This window comes from Pseudomonas sp. SMV71 (assembly GCF_052042015.1).
GTDB lineage: Bacteria > Pseudomonadota > Gammaproteobacteria > Pseudomonadales > Pseudomonadaceae > Aquipseudomonas.
Genome location: NZ_JBKGGU010000004.1, coordinates 211526 through 230571, shown reverse-complemented (window position 1 = coordinate 230571; position 19046 = coordinate 211526). Strand labels below are relative to the sequence as shown.

The window sequence follows — 19046 nt, the reverse complement described above, 5'->3', positions numbered from 1 at the left end:
ATACCCAAGTGGTCGGCGTTAACCGTCCTTCTCGATTTCACAGAGTAGCGGATGCTGGCTTTCCCGGGCGTACTGGTTGACCTGCATGGCCTTTGTCTCGGCGATGTCGCGGGTAAACACTCCACATACTGCCCGTCCCTCTGTATGAACGGCCAGCATGACCTTGGTCGCCAGCTCGCGATTCAGGTTAAAAAACACCTCGAGCACTTCGACGACGAAATCCATCGGTGTGTAGTCATCGTTGAACAAAACCACCTTGTACATCGGTGGCGCCTGTAATGCTGGCTTCGCTTCCTGAACAGCAAGGCCGGCGGAATCGTCGTCGTGTAGATCCGGGCGATCCTGATTGAATGTTAGTCGAATCTGGCTGACTGCATGCATGGAAAGAAAGGTTCGTTTAGTTGGCGAATACAGTGATGGGGGCGCTTGTGGGCGATTTCAACCACGACCACCCGGCCACCTTGACTATCGGCAAAACGGTGTTACAACCAATAGAGCCCATCGTGGGTTAAAAAGGTCCGTGGAATCTATCCTGTTTCAAGATTAGCCTGCGGATTGACTGGATGATACTCCAGTGATGGAGTGCGTTGCAGAGGGATATGGTTTATGTCGGTCGTCAAAATGAGTGGCAAGGTGAAATGGTTCAACAACGCCAAGGGCTTCGGCTTCATCATCGCAGCCGGAATGCCCGATGAAGACCTTTTCGCCCACTTCTCGGCCATCCAGATGGATGGCTACAAGACCTTGAAAGCCGGACAACCTGTGACGTTCCAGGTTATCCAGGGCCCCAAGGGCCTGCACGCCGTCAATATAGAGCCGGCCAAGATAGAAGAAGCGCCTGTCCCGGTCACCGTCAGGGTCACCGAGACCCACTGACCGGCAGACGCCGCCCGGCTCCACGAAAAATGCCCGGTTCGATCACTCGAACCGGGCATTTGTGATGCGCGTTGATCCCGCTTACATATGCTCGATCAGTGCCTTGCCGAAGCCCGAGGATGACACCAGCGTGGCGCCCTCCATCAAGCGTTCGAAGTCATAGGTCACGGTCTTGGCCGAAATCGCCCCGTTGGTGCCCTTGATGATCAGGTCCGCCGCTTCGGTCCAGCCCATGTGACGCAGCATCATTTCAGCCGACAGGATCAACGACCCCGGGTTGACCTGGTCCTTGCCCGCGTATTTGGGCGCGGTGCCGTGGGTCGCTTCGAACATCGCCACGGTGTCGGACAGGTTGGCACCCGGCGCAATGCCGATGCCCCCTACTTCCGCCGCCAGGGCATCGGAAAGGTAGTCGCCGTTGAGGTTCAGGGTTGCAATGACGTCATATTCGGCCGGACGCAGCAGGATCTGCTGGAGCATCGCATCGGCGATGGCATCCTTGACCACGACATTCTTGCCAGTCTTCGGGTTCTTGAACTGCATCCATGGACCGCCATCGAGCAGGGTCGCGCCAAACTCCTCGGCCGCCACTTCGTAGGCCCATTCCTTGAAGGCACCCTCGGTGAACTTCATGATGTTGCCTTTATGCACGATGGTCAGCGAATCGCGATCGTTGTCGACTACATATTGCAGAGCCTTGCGTGCCAGGCGCTTGGTGCCTTGCTTGGAAACCGGCTTGACGCCGATGCCGCAGTCCTCGTCGAAACGGATCTTGGTCACGCCCATTTCTTCTTTCAGGAACTTGATGACCTTGGTGGCTTCGGCCGAACCGGCCTTCCATTCGATGCCCGCGTAGATGTCCTCGGAGTTCTCGCGGAAGATCGTCATGTCCACGTCGCCAGGCTTCTTGACCGGGCTTGGCACGCCTTCGAACCAGCGCACCGGACGCAGGCACACGTAGAGGTCCAGTTGCTGACGCAGGGCTACGTTCAGCGAACGGATACCGCCACCGACCGGGGTGGTCAGCGGCCCCTTGATGGACACCACGTAATCCTTGACCGCATCCAGGGTTTCCTGGGGCAACCAGGTGTCCTGGTCGTAGACTTGGGTCGCTTTCTCGCCGGCATAGACTTCCATCCAGGAAATCTTGCGCTTGCCGCCGTAGGCCTTTTGCACCGCTGCGTCCACCACCTCGATCATCACCGGGCTGATGTCAACGCCAATCCCGTCGCCTTCGATGAAGGGAATGATCGGGTTATCGGGAACATTAAGAGAATGGTCTGCATTGACGGTGATTTTGTCACCGACGGCTGGAACCTGAATCTTTTGATACCCCATGCTGAACTCCATTGCTTGGATTGAACATCTGGCTGCATTCGAGCGTACCCCAGTTGTATCGGCACGCAAACCCTACGTTCGGCCCATCAAGACCAAAGAGAGCCACTTAGCCGCGTACAAGCCTGAAAACCAGGGGAAAAGCGCCAAACATGAGCATAGCCCGCCCCCACAGGAGTGCGACGTTTAGACCAATGGACGAGTACGAACGTCTATGAACCATCGGCAGATTGCCAGCTACCTATGTATAATGCCGCCGCTGACCACAGGGTCACGACGGCAGACTGCTCTACGACAAGACTTTCCGCCAATGAAAGCCGGTCCGTTACCGCGGCCCGACCGCTTGACGCTCGACTGATGCAACCCAACATCACCGCGAAGAAACCTCGACATTCGGCTCACGGATGACTTTGAACGAACGCGCTTACCCGGCGCCCCTCGAGTTTCTGCGCATGCTTTAGCAAAGAAGAGAGTTAATCCGAATATGCCCACCCGCTCGAAGATCATCTATACCTTCACCGACGAAGCGCCTGCCCTCGCCACCTACTCCCTGCTGCCGATCATCGAAGCCTTTACCGCTTCGGCCGATATCGCTGTGGAAACCCGTGATATCTCCCTCGCAGGGCGGATCCTGGCCAGCTTCCCCGAGCAACTGGGTGACAAAGCCGTAGCCGACCACCTCGCCGAACTCGGCGACCTGGCCGTTACGCCCGAAGCCAATATCATCAAGCTGCCGAACATCAGCGCTTCGGTCCCGCAACTGCAAGCCGCCATCAAGGAATTGCAGGCCAAGGGCTACGCCCTGCCGGATTACCCGGAAACCGTGACCACCGAGGCCGAGAAAGACGCTCGCGCCCGTTACGACAAGGTCAAGGGCAGCGCCGTGAACCCGGTCCTGCGCGAAGGCAACTCTGACCGCCGGGCGCCGCTGTCGGTCAAGAACTATGCCCGTAAACACCCGCACAAAATGGGCGCCTGGGCCGCGGACTCCAAGTCCCACGTCGCCCACATGAGCACCGGTGATTTCTACGGCAGCGAGAAAGCTGTCCTGATCGACGCCGCTGACGCCGTGAAAATCGAGCTGGTGGCAAAGGATGGCACCGCTACCGTGCTGAAAGAAAAAACCAGCGTCCAGGCCGGCGAGATCCTCGATTGCGCCGTGATGAGCAAGAACGCCCTGCGTTCGTTCATTGCCGCTGAAATCGAAAGCGCCAAGCAACAAGGCGTGCTGCTGTCGGTTCACCTCAAGGCCACCATGATGAAGGTCTCCGACCCGATCATGTTCGGCCAGATCGTCGCCGAGTTCTATAAAGATGCCCTGGCCAAGCACGCCGACGCGCTGGCACAGATCGGCTTCAACCTGAACAACGGCATCGGCGACCTGTACGCCCGCATCAAGACCCTGCCGGCCGAGCAGCAGGCGCAGATCGAAGCCGACATCCAGGCCGTCTACGCGTCGCGCCCCGCCCTGGCGATGGTCAACTCCGACAAAGGCATCACCAACCTGCACGTGCCGAGCGACGTTATCGTCGACGCCTCGATGCCGGCCATGATCCGTGACTCCGGCAAGATGTGGGGCACCGACGGCCAGTTGCACGACACCAAGGCCGTGATCCCGGATCGCTGCTACGCCACCATCTACCAGGCGGTGATCGAAGACTGCAAGGCCAACGGTGCGTTCGACCCGACCACCATGGGCAGCGTGCCGAACGTCGGCCTGATGGCCAAGAAAGCCGAAGAGTACGGCTCCCACGATAAGACCTTCCAGATCAAGGCCGACGGCGTGGTTCGCGTCACCGACAGCAAGGGCGCCCTGCTGATGGAGCAGGCTGTCGAAGCCGGCGACATCTTCCGCATGTGCCAGACCAAGGACGCACCGATCCAGGATTGGGTCAAGCTGGCCGTCAACCGTGCCCGCGCAAGCGCCACCCCGGCCATCTTCTGGCTGGACCCGATGCGCGCCCATGACGGCGTGGTCATCGAAAAAGTCCAGGCTTACCTCAAAGACCACGACACCAGCGGCCTGGACATCCAGATCATGTCGCCGGTCGACGCGATGAAATACACCCTGGCCCGCACCCGCGAAGGCAAGGACACCATCTCGGTGACCGGCAACGTGCTGCGCGACTACCTGACCGACCTGTTCCCGATCATGGAACTGGGCACCAGCGCCAAGATGCTGTCGATCGTGCCGCTGATGAACGGCGGTGGCCTGTTCGAAACCGGTGCCGGCGGTTCGGCGCCCAAGCACGTGCAACAGCTGCTGGAAGAAAACTTCCTGCGTTGGGATTCCCTGGGCGAGTTCCTGGCCCTGGCCGCGTCCCTGGAACACCTGGGCGTGACCTACAACAATCCGAAGGCACTGGTCTTGTCCAAGACCCTGGACCAAGCCACCGGTGAGTTCCTGGACCGCAACAAATCGCCTTCGCGTAAAGTCGGCGGGATCGACAACCGTGGCAGCCACTTCTACCTGACCCTGTTCTGGGCCCAGGCACTGGCCGCCCAGAACGACGACGCCGCCCTCAAGGCTCAGTTCGCGCCCCTGGCCAAGACCCTGACCGACAACGAAGAGAAAATCGTTGCCGAGCTCAACGCCGTCCAAGGCAAGCCAGTGGACATCGGCGGCTACTACTTCGCCAACCCGGAGCTGACCAGCAAGGCCATGCGCCCGAGCAACACCTTCAACGCAGCGATTGCTGCGCTGGTGTAAGGTTGTAAGGAAGCACCACAAACCCCGGCCTCGTGCCGGGGTTTGTGTTTCTGGCACCACTCCATTTCCCTGACAAACCTATTACCCTGTGGGAGCGAGCTTGCTCGCGATAGCGGCATGACATTCAACATCAACATTGACTGACCCACCGCTGTCGCGAGCAGGCTCGCTCCCACAGGGGTTTGTGTTTCACTGTTCAACTTTCGAGGACGCTTCATGGACTGGAAACCCCACATCACTGTCGCCACCATCGTCGAAGACAACGGCCGTTTCCTGATGGTGGAAGAATCCAAGGGCGGGCGCGCGGTGCTCAACCAGCCCGCCGGGCACCTGGATCCGGATGAAACGCTGATCGAGGCCGCCGTGCGCGAAACCCTGGAAGAAACCGGCTGGGACGTAGAGCCCACCAGCGTGGTCGGCATTTACCTGTACACCGCGCCCAGCAATGGCGTGACCTACCAGCGGGTGTGTTTCGCCGCCAGGGCCCTGCAACACCAACCGGATTACCAACTGGACGACGGCATCCTCGGCGCTCGGTGGCTGACCCGCGACGAATTGCTCGAACAGCGCGAACACTGGCGCAGCGAGCTGATCATCCGTTGCATCGACGATTATCTGGCCGGCCATCGCCACAGTCTGACGCTGATCCGTCCTTCTCTTTAGCCTTGCGCGCCCGGGCCTGATAGAATCGCGTCCTTTTTCAAGACACTCATTGAACTGCTATGCGCGATCCAGCCCCTTCTGACACCAAAAAGAAGCGCGTCATTGTCGGCATGTCCGGCGGCGTAGACTCTTCCGTTTCCGCCCTTCTGCTGATCGAGCAGGGTTATGAGGTGGAAGGCCTGTTCATGAAGAACTGGGAAGAAGACGATGGAACCGAATACTGCACCGCCATGGACGACCTCGCGGACGCCCAGGCCGTCTGCGACAAGATCGGCATCAAGCTGCATACCGCCAACTTCGCCGCCGAGTACTGGGACAACGTGTTCGAGCACTTCCTGGCCGAATACAAGGCCGGTCGCACGCCGAACCCGGACATCCTCTGCAACCGCGAGATCAAGTTCAAGGCGTTCCTCGACTACGCGATGATGCTCGGCGCGGACCTGATCGCCACCGGACACTACGTGCGCCGCCGCGATATCGACGGGCGCACCGAACTGCTCAAGGGCCTGGACCCGAACAAGGACCAGAGCTACTTCCTGCATGCGGTCGGCGGCGAGCAGATCGCCAAGACCCTGTTCCCGGTAGGCGAACTGGAAAAGCCCGAAGTGCGGGCAATCGCCGAAAAGCACGACCTGGCGACGGCGAAGAAAAAGGACTCCACCGGGATCTGCTTCATCGGTGAACGCCGGTTCAGCGACTTCCTCAAGCAATACTTGCCGGCCCAGCCGGGCGAGATCAAGACCCCCTCAGGCGAAGTCATCGGCCGTCACCACGGCCTGATGTACCACACCATCGGCCAGCGCCAGGGCCTGGGCATCGGCGGGCTGAAAGATGCCGGCGAAGAGCCGTGGTACGTATTGATCAAGGACCTGGAGCACAATGAGTTGATCGTCGGCCAGGGCAATGACCACCCATGGCTGTTTTCCCGCGCCCTGCTCGCCTCCGACATCTATTGGGTGAATCCGATCGACCTCAGCGAACCACGCCGGCTGACGGCCAAGGTGCGCTACCGTCAGAGCGACCAGCCCTGCACCCTGGAGAAAACCGCCAGCGGTTATCGCGCCACCTTCGACGATCCTCAGCGGGCCGTCACACCCGGCCAGTCCGTAGTGTTCTACGACGGCGAAATCTGTCTGGGCGGCGGCGTGATCGAAGTGGCCGAACCGTGGAGCAGCAAGGCATGACGCCAATCCAGGAGCAATTGACCGCGCTGGGCGGTGTGTTTCTCGCAGCGGTGCTGGTGGACCGGATCGCCAAGACCGGCCAAGCCTCCGAAGCGGGCGTCGCTTGCATGCTCGGCAGCTTGCTGGTGCGCGACCCCAAGGACACTCTCGAAGTCTACGGCGGCGACGATCTGAACCTGCGCGAAGGCTATCGCGCCCTGATCGGCGCCCTGGAGCGCGACCCTAGCGCCCTGCAACGCGAGCCGCTGCGCTATGCCCTGTCGATGCTCGGCCTGGAGCGCCAACTGGCCAAGCGTGACGACATGCTGGAGACCATCGGCAAGCGCTTGCCGCAGATCCAGTCCCAGGTCGAACACTTCGGCCCGTCCCACGAGAACGTGGTTGCCGCCTGCGGCGCGCTGTACCAGGACACCCTCAGCACCCTGCGCCAGCGTATCCAGGTCCACGGCGACATGCGCAACCTGCAGCAACCAAGCAATGCCTCGAAGATCCGCGCCCTGCTGCTGGCCGGGATTCGCTCGGCCCGCTTGTGGCGACAATTGGGCGGTCATCGCTGGCAATTGGTGATCAGCCGACGCAAATTGCTCAAAGAACTTTACTCGTTGATGCACCACGACTAGGCGCTTCACTGTTGCTTTTGTGGCGAGGGAGCTTCTCCCGCCGGCTTGTAACGCAGCCCCTTGTGTCCCGCAGATACCACGGATTGCCCGGCTTCAGGGCCGCTTCGCGCCCCAGCGGGAGCAAGCTCCCTCGCCACAGGTAATAAATAGTACTTCGTTACGCGTAACACGCCGGTCAGTTGGCGACGGACCGGCGCCGATTTTCATGTATGATACGCGCCCCATTTCGTTGCCCGACTGTCCGAGAACACCCCATGCAGCTCTCTTCGCTCACTGCGGTTTCCCCTGTTGACGGCCGCTACGCCGGCAAAACCCAGGCCCTGCGCCCGATTTTCAGCGAGTACGGCCTGATCCGCGCCCGCGTCCTGGTTGAAGTGCGCTGGCTCCAGCGTCTGGCCGCTCACCCTGCCATCAGTGAAGTCCCGGCGTTTTCCGCCGAAGCCAACACGGTATTGAATGCCCTGGCCGACGACTTTGTGCTGGAGCATGCCGAGCGCGTCAAAGAGATCGAACGCACCACCAACCACGACGTGAAGGCCATCGAATACCTGCTCAAGGAGCAGGCGGCCAAGCTGCCGGAGCTGGCCAAGGTCAGCGAATTCATCCACTTTGCCTGCACCAGCGAGGACATCAACAACCTGTCTCACGCCCTGATGCTGCGCGAAGGCCGCGATGATGTGCTGCTGCCTTTAATGCGTCAGATCGCCGAGGCGATCCGCGAGCTGGCGATCCGCTTCGCCGACGTACCGATGCTGTCGCGCACCCATGGCCAACCGGCTTCGCCGACCACCCTGGGCAAAGAACTGGCCAACGTGGTGTACCGCCTGGAGCGCCAGATCGCCCAGGTCGCCGCCGTGCCGCTGCTGGGCAAGATCAACGGCGCCGTGGGCAACTACAACGCCCACCTGTCGGCCTATCCGGACATCGACTGGGAAGCCAACGCCCGCGCCTTCATCGAAGACGAACTGGGCCTGAGCTTCAACCCGTACACCACCCAGATCGAGCCGCACGACTACATCGCCGAGCTGTTCGACGCGATCGCACGCTTCAACACCATCCTGATCGACTTCGACCGCGACATCTGGGGCTACATCTCCCTGGGCTACTTCAAGCAGCGCACCATCGCCGGCGAAATCGGTTCCTCGACCATGCCGCACAAGGTCAATCCGATCGACTTCGAAAACTCCGAAGGCAACCTGGGCATCGCCAACGCGCTGTTCCAACACCTGGCGAGCAAACTGCCGATCTCGCGATGGCAGCGCGACCTGACCGACTCCACCGTGCTGCGCAACCTGGGCGTGGGCTTTGCCCACAGCGTCATCGCCTACGAAGCCAGCCTCAAGGGCATCGGCAAGCTGGAGTTGAACGAGCAGAAAATCGCAGCCGACCTGGATGCCTGCTGGGAAGTCCTGGCCGAGCCGATCCAGACCGTGATGCGTCGCTACAACATCGAAAACCCGTACGAAAAACTGAAAGAGCTGACCCGTGGCAAGGGCATCAGCCCTGAAGCATTGCAGACTTTCATCGACGGCCTGGACATGCCCGCCGAAGCGCGGACCGAGTTGAAGAAGCTCACCCCGGCCAGCTACATCGGCAACGCGGCGGCGCAAGCCAAGCGCATCTGATCAACGCTTTGCCCTGAGACGCCCGGCCGAGCGCCGGGCGTTTTTATTCGCGTCAGAAAAATACTTTTTTTCAATAGGTTACACATGAATCCTGATATTCCTCTGCAACTCCTGGGCGGCATCACGGCACGGGAGTTCATGCGCGACTACTGGCAGAAAAAACCCCTGTTGATCCGCCAGGCGATCCCTGACTTCGAGGGCCCGATCGATGCCGATGAACTGGCCGGCCTGGCTCTGGAAGAGGAAGTCGAATCGCGCCTGGTGATCGAGCACGGCGAGCGTCCATGGGAGTTGCGTCGCGGCCCGTTCGCCGAGGACGAATTCAGCAAACTGCCAGAGCGCGAATGGACGCTGCTGGTACAGGCTGTCGATCAGTTCGTACCGGAAGTCAGCGAATTGCTGGAGCACTTCCGCTTCCTGCCAAGCTGGCGCATCGACGACGTGATGATCAGCTTCGCCGCCCCGGGTGGCAGCGTCGGTCCGCACTTCGATAACTACGACGTGTTCCTGCTGCAAGGCCACGGCAAGCGCAACTGGAAGATCGGCCAGATGTGCGACTCCGAAAGCCCGCTGCTGCCTCATGCCGACCTGCGCATCCTCGCCGACTTCGAAGCCACCGACGAATGGGTCCTGGAACCGGGCGACATGCTCTACCTGCCGCCGCGCCTGGCCCACTGCGGCGTGGCCGTGGATGACTGCATGACCTACTCGGTCGGTTTCCGTGCGCCGAGCGCCGCTGAAGTGCTGACCCACTTCACCGACTTCCTCAGCCAGTTCCTGCCGGACGAAGAGCGCTACACCGACGCCGACGCGCGCCCGGTGAGCGATCCGCACCAGATCCAGCATGATGCCCTGGACCGCCTCAAGGGCCTGCTGGCCGAACACATGAGTGACGAGCGCCTGCTGCTGACCTGGTTCGGCCAGTTCATGACCGAACCGCGCTACCCGGAACTGGTGGTCGGACCGGAACTGGAAGAAGACGACCTGCTGGCCGGCCTGGAGCAAGGTGCGGTGATCATCCGCAACCCGAGCGCTCGCCTGGCCTGGTCGGAAGTCGATGACGACCTGCTGCTGTTCGCCAGCGGCCAGAGCCGTTATCTGCCGGGCAAACTGCGCGACTTGCTGAAAATGATCTGCGCCGCCGACGCCCTGCACATCGACAATCTCGCTCCATGGCTGGCGGACGAAGACGGTCGCGGGCTGATCTGCGAGTTGGTCAAGCAAGGCAGCCTGGGGTTCGCCGATGAATAAAATTCACGTACGTGTCGCAGACTGGCAGAAGGACAACGCCGAGATCCGGCGCATTCGTGAAACCGTGTTCGTTGCCGAGCAGTCCGTCCCGCCTGAGCTGGAATGGGATGCCGACGACCAGGGCGCGGTGCATTTCCTGGCCTTTGAAGGCGACTTCCCCATCGGCACCGCCCGCCTGTTGACCGACGGTCATATCGGCCGGGTCTCGGTGCTCAAGGACTGGCGCGGCCTGAAAGTCGGTGACGCGCTGATGCACGCTGTGATTGCCGAGGCCGAGAAACGCGGCCTCAAACAACAAATGCTCAGCGCCCAGGTGCATGCCACGCCGTTCTATGAGCGACTGGGCTTTGCCGTGGTCAGCGAGGAGTTCCTGGAAGCCGGGATTCCTCATGTGGATATGGTGCGACGTTCGACCTGACTCAACCCTGATCCAAGGCGGGGTGAACACCTGTGGCGAGGGAGCTTGCTCCCGCTGGGCTGCGTAGCAGCCCCAGAAGCTTGCGAGCGCTGCGCACTGGTGCGCCAGCCCGGTCGAGCGGGAGCAAGCTCCCTCACCACAAAAGCACTCTCGACATAAGAGCACGGCAACACCCAAAACGCCCCGCCATTCTCCGATGCCGGGGCGTTTTTGCCGTCTATCATTCAACTTGCCCCACCCGAAGCCGACAAACTGGCAATATCCAGCCTTTGTCTCGCGGAGAAATGGAATGTCCCTACGCACCCTCCTGGTCACCCTGCTGCTCGGCTGCAGCCTGTCGGTCATGGCCGACACGCAGATCGTGCCACTGAACTACCGCACCAGCGCCGACCTGCTACCAGTGGCGCAGAACTTCATCGGCAAGGACGGCCAGGTCAGCGCTTACGGCAATCAACTGATCGTCAACGCCGCCCCGGGCAAGATTGAAGAGCTGCGGCAATTTCTAGCCCAACTCGATACAGCGCCCAAACGCCTGTTGATCACGGTCGACACCAACGAAAACAACCTGCAAGGCGACCAGGGCTACTCCATCAACGGCGCCGCCCCAAGCCAGACCCGCATCATCAATCGCAGCACCGCCAGCCGCGACGGCGGCGTACAGCAGGTGCAGGCCAGCGAAGGCCAGCCGGCGCTGATCCAGGTTGGCCAGAGCGTGCCGTTCACCAGCAGCCAGAGCGACAGCTACGGCCGCGTGCAAAGCCAGACCCAATACCGCAACGTCACCCAGGGTTTCTATGTCACCGCCAGCGTCACCGGCGAAACCGTTCACCTGAGCATCAGTACCAACCGTGACCGCATGAGCCAGGAGCGTCCCGATGTAGTGAACGTGCAAAGTACCGACACAACTGTCAGCGGACGCCTGGGTGAATGGATCACCCTGGCCGGGGTCAATCGCCAGACCCAGGCCGATAAACAGGGCCTGACCCGCAGCTACTCGACTCAGGGCCGCGATGACATGATTCTGCGGGTCAAGGTCGACACCCTGAACTGAAGCACCAAAAACTGACTGATGAGTCGTATTAGACCAAAGATGTAGTGCTATAAAAAAAGCACTACAAAACGTTTGACGAGCCAAAAAACCGAAGGCATGATGGCCTCGCTCCCGCTAATCAGGGGCCCTGGCAAGGGCCTTCGGGTCGACGCTTGCAACTACCCTGCGAGCCGATTCGTGTCTGTACCGCCCACAAGGTGTGTTTGACGAGGTTGCGACTGGAACGAAGTTGTCCCGAGGGACGGAAGCGTAACTAGGTAACCCGGCATCACTCTGAGTTCACATGAAGGCCCACGACGCCCGATTGCGCCCGCAGTTCGCCTCTACCTGCTCACTTTCCCCTCGAGCCCATCGTTCATCCCGTCGCCACCCCGCCTGAACCGACTTGTGCGCCCGGCCCCCTGGCCAGCGAGCAGCCCCCTACGCCAATGTCTGGCGAAGCCGGCAGGAGCAGGAATTTTCCACCCAAGACCTATGCGACGAGGTTTATCTCCATGGCACTGACACGCGAACAGCAAATTGCAGCCCTTGAAAAAGACTGGGCTGAAAACCCGCGCTGGAAAGGCGTGAAGCGCAACTATTCGGCTGCTGACGTCGTCCGTCTGCGTGGCTCGGTTCAACCTGAGCACACCTTTGCGAAAATGGGCGCCGAGAAGCTCTGGAACCTGGTGACCCAAGGCGCCAAGCCGTCCTTCCGCCCTGAGAAAGATTTCGTCAACTGCATGGGCGCCCTGACCGGCGGCCAGGCTGTGCAGCAAGTCAAGGCCGGTATCCAGGCGATTTACCTGTCGGGCTGGCAAGTAGCGGCGGACAACAACTCCGCCGAGTCGATGTACCCTGACCAGTCGCTGTACCCGGTGGACTCGGTTCCGACCGTGGTCAAGCGCATCAACAACTCGTTCCGTCGCGCCGACCAGATCCAGTGGAAAGCCGGCAAGAACCCGGGCGACGAAGGCTACATCGATTACTTCGCGCCGATCGTGGCTGACGCCGAAGCCGGTTTCGGCGGCGTACTGAACGCCTACGAGCTGATGAAGAGCATGATCGAGGCAGGCGCCGCCGGCGTTCACTTCGAAGACCAACTGGCTTCGGTGAAAAAATGCGGCCACATGGGTGGCAAGGTACTGGTACCGACCCAGGAAGCCGTGCAGAAGTTGACCGCAGCCCGTCTGGCCGCCGACGTCGCTGGCGTGCCAACGATCATCCTGGCTCGCACCGACGCCAACGCCGCTGACCTGCTGACTTCCGACTGCGACCCGTACGATCAGCCGTTCGTGACCGGCACCCGCACCCAGGAAGGCTTCTATAAAGTACGTGCCGGCCTCGACCAGGCCATCGCCCGCGGCCTGGCCTACGCACCGTACGCCGACCTGATCTGGTGCGAAACCGCCAAGCCGGACCTGGACGAAGCCCGTCGCTTTGCCGAAGCGATCAAGAAGGAATACCCGGACCAGATCCTGTCGTACAACTGCTCGCCTTCCTTCAACTGGAAGAAAAACCTGGACGACGCGACCATCGCCAAGTTCCAGCGCGAACTGTCCGCCATGGGCTACAAGCACCAGTTCATCACCCTGGCCGGCATCCACAACATGTGGCACAGCATGTTCAACCTGGCGCACGACTACGCCCGCAACGACATGACCGCCTACGTGAAGCTGCAAGAGCAGGAATTCGCCGACGCCGCAAAAGGCTACACCTTCGTGGCGCACCAGCAGGAAGTGGGCACCGGCTACTTCGACGACATGACCACTGTGATCCAGGGCGGGACCTCTTCGGTCACCGCGCTGACCGGCTCGACCGAAGAAGAGCAGTTCCACTGATCCATCGCTGAACGGTCCTTGCGGGACCGATAAAAACCAACCGCAAGACCGACGATCTGAAGCCCCGACTGGTTCGGGGCTTTTTTTCGCCTACGCTTCAACAACCAGCGCAATGCCCCTCTGTGGGAGCGAGCCTGGCTCGCGATGACGTATCCACATGCAACATCGATGCAGGCTGGACCACCGCCCTCGCGAGCAGGCTCGCTCCCACAGTGGAAAAATGTTTGAACGACGAAAAAAATTGATCGAACGCAGTAACAGGCAGTCTGAAAAAGAGTAAAACGGCCGGCGCTGACAATTGCAGTCGCTACCCCTGTAAGAAAAGTTCTCAACTACTGCGCGGGCGTATGATGGAAGCCTCGCTCAAACAATAACAATTATCATTTAGGCGAACATTTCTTTGTTACAACCGACGCGAAACATTATTGAAGAATCAATGCCAATGCCTACCCCGCCGGGGCCGTGGGGTTGTGGAGGTGCGCTATGTCCTTATTCCAATAAATAATTTCGCTATAGGAATTTTACTTGCCCGGTGTTTAGCCATAAAATCACCGCGATTGATTGCTGCGACATATCGTCACTGCGTTATTTCTTTCAAGCTCAGAGGCCCTTGCCCTCTGTTAAGGATTTCCAGCATGCCCGAAGCGACAGGACTCATGGCCCACAACTGGGGCTTTGCCATTTTCCTTCTGGGTGTTGTCGGCCTGTGCGCCTTCATGCTCGGCGTGTCGAGCCTCCTCGGGTCACGAGCCTGGGGCCGCAGCAAAAACGAACCGTTCGAGTCCGGCATGCTACCTACCGGTGGCGCCCGCTTGCGGCTCTCAGCCAAATTCTATCTGGTCGCGATGCTCTTCGTGATCTTCGATATCGAAGCCCTCTTTCTCTTTGCCTGGTCTGTGTCCGTCCGCGAAAGCGGCTGGACCGGATTCGTCGAAGCGCTCGTTTTCATAGCAATTCTGTTGGCAGGTCTTGTCTACCTTTACCGGGTGGGGGCACTTGATTGGGCTCCGGAAGCTCGGCGCAAGCGGCAAGCGAAGCTGAAACAATGAGGCTTTGGCAATGCAATACAATCTCACCAGGATCGACCCCGATGCTCCTAACGAGCAGTATCCGATCGGCAAGCGGGAAACCGTCGCCGATCCGTTAGAAGATCAAGTCCACAAGAACATCTTCATGGGCAAGCTCGAAGACGTGCTGAACAGCACGGTCAACTGGGGTCGCAAGAACTCCCTGTGGCCGTACAACTTCGGCCTTTCGTGCTGCTACGTGGAAATGACCACCGCCTTCACGGCGCCCCACGACATCGCGCGCTTTGGCGCCGAGGTGATCCGGGCATCGCCGCGCCAGGCGGATTTCATGGTTATCGCCGGCACGCCGTTCCTGAAAATGGCCCCTATCATCCAGCGCCTGTACGAACAGATGCTGGAACCCAAGTGGGTCATTTCCATGGGCGCCTGTGCCAATTCCGGCGGCATGTACGACATTTATTCCGTGGTCCAGGGAGTCGACAAATTCCTCCCGGTGGATGTCTACGTGCCCGGCTGCCCGCCCCGCCCCGAAGCGTTCCTGCAAGGCCTGATGCTGTTGCAGGAATCCATCGGACAGGAACGTCGCCCGCTGTCCTGGGTGGTCGGTGATCAAGGCGTCTACCGCGCCGACATGCCGTCGACCAAGGAAGAGCGCCGCGAACAGCGAATCGCAGTCACCAACCTGCGCAGCCCCGACGAAGTCTGATCCAGCTCTGTCCTGCCCAGGAAACGAGACACTGGCTTCATTCTTTACGTTGACCGAAAGCGATAAATAACCATGACTACAGGCAGTGCTCTGTACATCCAGCCTTACAAGGCAGACGACCAGGATGTGGTCGTCGAACTGAACAACCGTTTTGGTCCTGACGCGTTCACCGCCCAGGCGACCCGCACCGGCATGCCGGTGCTCTGGGTGGCCCGCGCCAGGCTCGTCGAAGTCCTGACGTTCCTGCGCAACCTGCCCAAGCCGTACGTCATGCTCTATGACCTGCACGGCGTAGACGAGCGCCTGCGCACCAAGCGCCACGGGCTGCCCGACGGTGTCGATTTCACCGTGTTCTACCACCTGCTGTCGGTGGAGCGTAATAGTGACGTAATGATCAAGGTCGCCTTGTCCGAGAGCGACCTCAGCGTGCCGTCCGTCACCAGCATCTGGCCGAACGCCAACTGGTACGAGCGTGAAGTCTGGGACATGTTCGGCATCGACTTCCCCGGCCACCCGCACCTGGCCCGCATCATGATGCCGCCGACCTGGGAAGGTCACCCGCTGCGCAAGGACTTCCCGGCCCGCGCCACCGAATTCGATCCGTACAGCCTGTCCCTGGCCAAGCAACAGATCGAGGAAGAAGCCGCACGCTTCAAGCCCGAAGACTGGGGCATGAAACGCTCCGGGGCGAACGAGGACTACATGTTCCTCAACCTCGGCCCGAACCACCCTTCGGCCCACGGTGCGTTCCGCATCATCCTGCAGCTGGACGGCGAAGAAATCGTCGATTGCGTCCCTGACATCGGCTACCACCACCGTGGCGCCGAGAAGATGGGCGAGCGTCAGTCCTGGCACAGCTACATCCCGTACACCGACCGTATCGATTACCTGGGCGGGGTGATGAACAACCTGCCGTACGTGCTCTCGGTCGAGAAACTGGCCGGCATCACCGTGCCGGACCGGGTCAACGTGATTCGCATCATGATGGCCGAGTTCTTCCGGATCACCAGCCACCTGCTGTTCCTGGGCACCTATATCCAGGATGTCGGCGCCATGACTCCGGTGTTCTTCACCTTCACCGACCGCCAGAAGGCCTACACCGTGATCGAAGCGATCACCGGTTTCCGCCTACACCCGGCCTGGTACCGCATCGGTGGCGTCGCCCACGACCTGCCGCGCGGCTGGGAAAAACTGGTCAAGGACTTCGTCGAGTGGATGCCCAAGCGCCTGGACGAATACACCAAGGCCGCGCTGCAAAACAGTATTCTCAGAGGTCGTACCATCGGCGTCGCCGACTACAACACCAAGCAGGCGCTGGAATGGGGCGTCACCGGCCCGAGCCTGCGTGCCACCGGCCTGGACTTCGACCTGCGCAAGGCCCGCCCGTACTCCGGCTACGAGAACTTCGAATTCGAAGTGCCGCTGGCGGCCAACGGCGATGCCTATGACCGCTGCATGGTGCGCGTCGAGGAGATGCGCCAGAGCGTCAAGATCATCGAACAATGCATGCGCAACATGCCGGAAGGCCCGTACAAGGCGGATCACCCGCTGACCACGCCGCCACCCAAGGAGCGCACGCTGCAACACATCGAGACCCTGATCACGCACTTCCTGCAAGTTTCGTGGGGCCCGGTCATGCCGGCCAACGAATCCTTCCAGATGATCGAAGCGACCAAGGGCATCAACAGTTATTACCTGACGAGCGATGGCGGCACCATGAGCTACCGCACCCGGATCCGCACCCCGAGCTACCCGCACCTGCAGCAGATCCCTTCGGTGATCAAAGGCAGCATGGTCGCGGACTTGATCGCGTACCTGGGTAGCATCGATTTCGTTATGGCCGACGTGGACCGCTAAGCATGAACAGCACGCTTATCCAGACTGACCGTTTCGCCCTGAGCGAAACCGAGCGCTCGGCCATCGAGCACGAGCTGCATCACTACGAAGACCCGCGCGCGGCGTCGATCGAAGCCCTGAAGATCGTCCAGAAGGAACGTGGCTGGGTGCCCGATGGCGCGCTCTACGCCATCGGCGAGATCCTCGGCATCCCGGCCAGCGACGTCGAAGGCGTCGCGACCTTCTATAGCCAGATTTTCCGCCAGCCCGTGGGCCGCCACATCATTCGCGTCTGCGACAGCATGGTCTGCTACATCGGCGGCCACGAGTCCGTGGTCAGCGAGATCCAGGGCAAGCTGGGCATCGGCCTGGGCCAAACCACCGCCGACGGCCGCTTCACGCTGTTGCCGGTATGCTGCCTGGGCAACTGCGACAAGGCACCGGCGCTGATGATCGACGACGACACGTTCGGTGACGTCAAGCCTGAAGGCGTCGCCAAACTGCTGGAGGGCTACGTATGACCCTGACTTCCTTCGGGCCCGCCAACCGCATCCAGCGCTCGGCCGAAACCCATCCCCTGACCTGGCGTCTGCGTGACGACGGCGAAGCGGTATGGCTGGACGAATACCAGGCCAAGAACGGCTACGCCGCTGCGCGCAAGGCGTTCACCCAGATGGCCCAGGACGATATCGTCCAGACCGTGAAAGACTCCGGCCTCAAGGGTCGCGGCGGTGCGGGCTTCCCCACCGGCGTGAAATGGGGCCTGATGCCCAAGGACGAATCCATCAACATCCGCTACCTGCTGTGCAACGCGGATGAAATGGAGCCCAACACCTGGAAAGACCGCATGCTGATGGAGCAACTGCCCCATCTGCTGATCGAAGGCATGCTGATCAGCGCCCGTGCGCTGAAAACCTACCGTGGCTATATCTTCCTGCGCGGCGAATACACCACCGCCGCCAAGCACCTGAACCGTGCCGTGGAAGAAGCCAAGGCCGCAGGCCTTCTGGGCAAGAACATCCTGGGTTCGGGTTTCGATTTCGAGCTGTTCGTGCACACCGGTGCCGGACGCTACATCTGCGGTGAAGAAACCGCGCTGATCAATTCCCTCGAAGGCCGCCGCGCCAACCCGCGCTCCAAGCCGCCCTTTCCTGCCGCTGTCGGCGTGTGGGGCAAGCCGACCTGCGTGAACAACGTCGAGACCCTGTGCAACGTGCCGGCGATCATCGCCGACGGCGTGGACTGGTACAAATCCCTGGCCCGCGACGGCAGCGAAGACATGGGCACCAAGCTCATGGGCTTCTCCGGCAAGGTCAAGAACCCCGGCCTGTGGGAACTGCCGTTCGGCGTCACCGGTCGCGAATTGTTCGAGGACTACGCCGGCGGCATGCGCGATGGCTACAAGCTCAAGTGCTGGCAGCCTGGCGGCGCCGGTACCGGTTTCCTGTTGCCCGAACACCTGGACGCCCAGATGTACGCCGGCGGCATCGCCAAGGTCGGCACCCGCATGGGCACTGGCCTGGCCATGGCGGTGGACGACAGCGTCAATATGGTCTCGCTGCTGCGCAACATGGAGCAGTTTTTCGCTCGCGAATCCTGCGGCTTCTGCACCCCTTGCCGCGATGGCCTGCCCTGGAGCGTCAAGCTGCTGATGGCCATCGAGCGTGGCGAAGGCCAGCCCGGCGACATCGAGACCCTGCTGGGCCTGGTCGGTTTCCTCGGCCCAGGCAAGACCTTCTGTGCTCACGCACCGGGTGCCGTGGAGCCGTTGGGCAGCGCAATCAAATATTTCCGCCCTGAATTCGAGGCCGGCATCGCGCCCACCCGCGCGGGCGATCTCAATCAGGTGGTCTCGCCGACCATGGTCGGCGCGTAACGACGCTTAAGAAGGCGAAGGGTCCGTGCCCTTCGCCTTTCGTCCGA

17 protein-coding genes are annotated in these 19046 nt (G+C 60.9%); 15 read left to right on the top strand and 2 right to left on the bottom strand.

What is annotated here, in order from left to right; all coding sequences use genetic code 11:
- Nucleotides 1-18: 18 nt before the first annotated feature.
- Nucleotides 19-381: an ATP-dependent Clp protease adapter ClpS gene (gene clpS / locus ACLEJQ_RS05645; RefSeq protein WP_245144843.1), complete on the bottom strand. Its 363-nt coding sequence runs from the start codon at nucleotides 379-381 to the stop codon at nucleotides 19-21.
- Nucleotides 382-621: 240 nt separating this feature from the next.
- Between clpS and cspD the strand changes: the two genes are divergently transcribed.
- On the top strand, nucleotides 622-876 hold the full coding sequence (gene cspD / locus ACLEJQ_RS05640) for a cold shock domain-containing protein CspD (RefSeq protein ID WP_440793085.1): 255 nt from the start codon (nucleotides 622-624) through the stop codon (nucleotides 874-876).
- 81 nt (nucleotides 877-957) lie between these two features.
- Here the strand turns inward: cspD and icd are convergent, their stop codons facing one another.
- A complete protein-coding gene (icd, locus tag ACLEJQ_RS05635; protein WP_440792938.1) occupies nucleotides 958-2214 on the bottom strand; it encodes an NADP-dependent isocitrate dehydrogenase in 1257 nt (418 codons plus the stop codon).
- A 481-nt stretch (nucleotides 2215-2695) separates the two neighbouring features.
- Between icd and ACLEJQ_RS05630 the strand changes: the two genes are divergently transcribed.
- From ACLEJQ_RS05630 to nuoF, 14 genes are all read left to right on the top strand, one after another.
- Entirely contained in the window at nucleotides 2696-4921 is a 2226-nt protein-coding gene (locus ACLEJQ_RS05630; protein WP_440792936.1) for an NADP-dependent isocitrate dehydrogenase, read from the top strand.
- A gap of 216 nt (nucleotides 4922-5137) precedes the next feature.
- Nucleotides 5138-5584 carry an NUDIX hydrolase gene (locus ACLEJQ_RS05625; protein ID WP_440792934.1) on the top strand — a complete coding sequence of 149 codons (447 nt, stop codon included), beginning with the start codon at nucleotides 5138-5140 and terminating at the stop codon, nucleotides 5582-5584.
- Between the two features lie 59 nt (nucleotides 5585-5643).
- A complete protein-coding gene (mnmA, locus tag ACLEJQ_RS05620) occupies nucleotides 5644-6768 on the top strand; it encodes a tRNA 2-thiouridine(34) synthase MnmA (protein ID WP_440792932.1) in 1125 nt (374 codons plus the stop codon).
- Complete coding sequence (hflD, locus tag ACLEJQ_RS05615) at nucleotides 6765-7388, top strand: high frequency lysogenization protein HflD (RefSeq protein WP_440792930.1); 624 nt, start codon at nucleotides 6765-6767, stop codon at nucleotides 7386-7388. The genes mnmA and hflD overlap by 4 nt, the downstream gene beginning before the upstream one ends.
- Nucleotides 7389-7642: 254 nt before the next feature.
- A complete protein-coding gene (gene purB, locus ACLEJQ_RS05610) occupies nucleotides 7643-9013 on the top strand; it encodes an adenylosuccinate lyase (RefSeq protein ID WP_440792928.1) in 1371 nt (456 codons plus the stop codon).
- Nucleotides 9014-9097: 84 nt separating this feature from the next.
- Entirely contained in the window at nucleotides 9098-10264 is a 1167-nt protein-coding gene (locus ACLEJQ_RS05605; RefSeq protein WP_440792926.1) for a ribosomal protein uL16 3-hydroxylase, read from the top strand.
- Nucleotides 10257-10682 (top strand): GNAT family N-acetyltransferase, encoded by a 426-nt coding sequence (locus ACLEJQ_RS05600; protein ID WP_440792924.1) that lies wholly within the window; start codon nucleotides 10257-10259, stop codon nucleotides 10680-10682. The genes ACLEJQ_RS05605 and ACLEJQ_RS05600 overlap by 8 nt, the downstream gene beginning before the upstream one ends.
- A 289-nt stretch (nucleotides 10683-10971) precedes the next feature.
- Nucleotides 10972-11733 (top strand): secretin N-terminal domain-containing protein, encoded by a 762-nt coding sequence (locus tag ACLEJQ_RS05595; RefSeq protein WP_440792922.1) that lies wholly within the window; start codon nucleotides 10972-10974, stop codon nucleotides 11731-11733.
- Nucleotides 11734-12227: 494 nt separating this feature from the next.
- Nucleotides 12228-13553 carry an isocitrate lyase gene (gene aceA / locus ACLEJQ_RS05590; protein ID WP_041021072.1) on the top strand — a complete coding sequence of 442 codons (1326 nt, stop codon included), beginning with the start codon at nucleotides 12228-12230 and terminating at the stop codon, nucleotides 13551-13553.
- A 635-nt stretch (nucleotides 13554-14188) separates the two neighbouring features.
- Nucleotides 14189-14602: an NADH-quinone oxidoreductase subunit A gene (locus ACLEJQ_RS05585; RefSeq protein WP_003180067.1), complete on the top strand. Its 414-nt coding sequence runs from the start codon at nucleotides 14189-14191 to the stop codon at nucleotides 14600-14602.
- A gap of 10 nt (nucleotides 14603-14612) precedes the next feature.
- Nucleotides 14613-15287 carry a NuoB/complex I 20 kDa subunit family protein gene (locus ACLEJQ_RS05580; protein ID WP_245144832.1) on the top strand — a complete coding sequence of 225 codons (675 nt, stop codon included), beginning with the start codon at nucleotides 14613-14615 and terminating at the stop codon, nucleotides 15285-15287.
- A 72-nt stretch (nucleotides 15288-15359) separates the two neighbouring features.
- Complete coding sequence (gene nuoC, locus ACLEJQ_RS05575; protein ID WP_440792919.1) at nucleotides 15360-17144, top strand: NADH-quinone oxidoreductase subunit C/D; 1785 nt, start codon at nucleotides 15360-15362, stop codon at nucleotides 17142-17144.
- 2 nt (nucleotides 17145-17146) lie between these two features.
- Complete coding sequence (gene nuoE, locus ACLEJQ_RS05570; RefSeq protein WP_042729785.1) at nucleotides 17147-17644, top strand: NADH-quinone oxidoreductase subunit NuoE; 498 nt, start codon at nucleotides 17147-17149, stop codon at nucleotides 17642-17644.
- Nucleotides 17641-18999 (top strand): NADH-quinone oxidoreductase subunit NuoF, encoded by a 1359-nt coding sequence (nuoF, locus tag ACLEJQ_RS05565; RefSeq protein ID WP_440792917.1) that lies wholly within the window; start codon nucleotides 17641-17643, stop codon nucleotides 18997-18999. Before nuoE ends, nuoF begins: the two co-directional genes overlap by 4 nt.
- Nucleotides 19000-19046 lie beyond the last annotated feature (47 nt).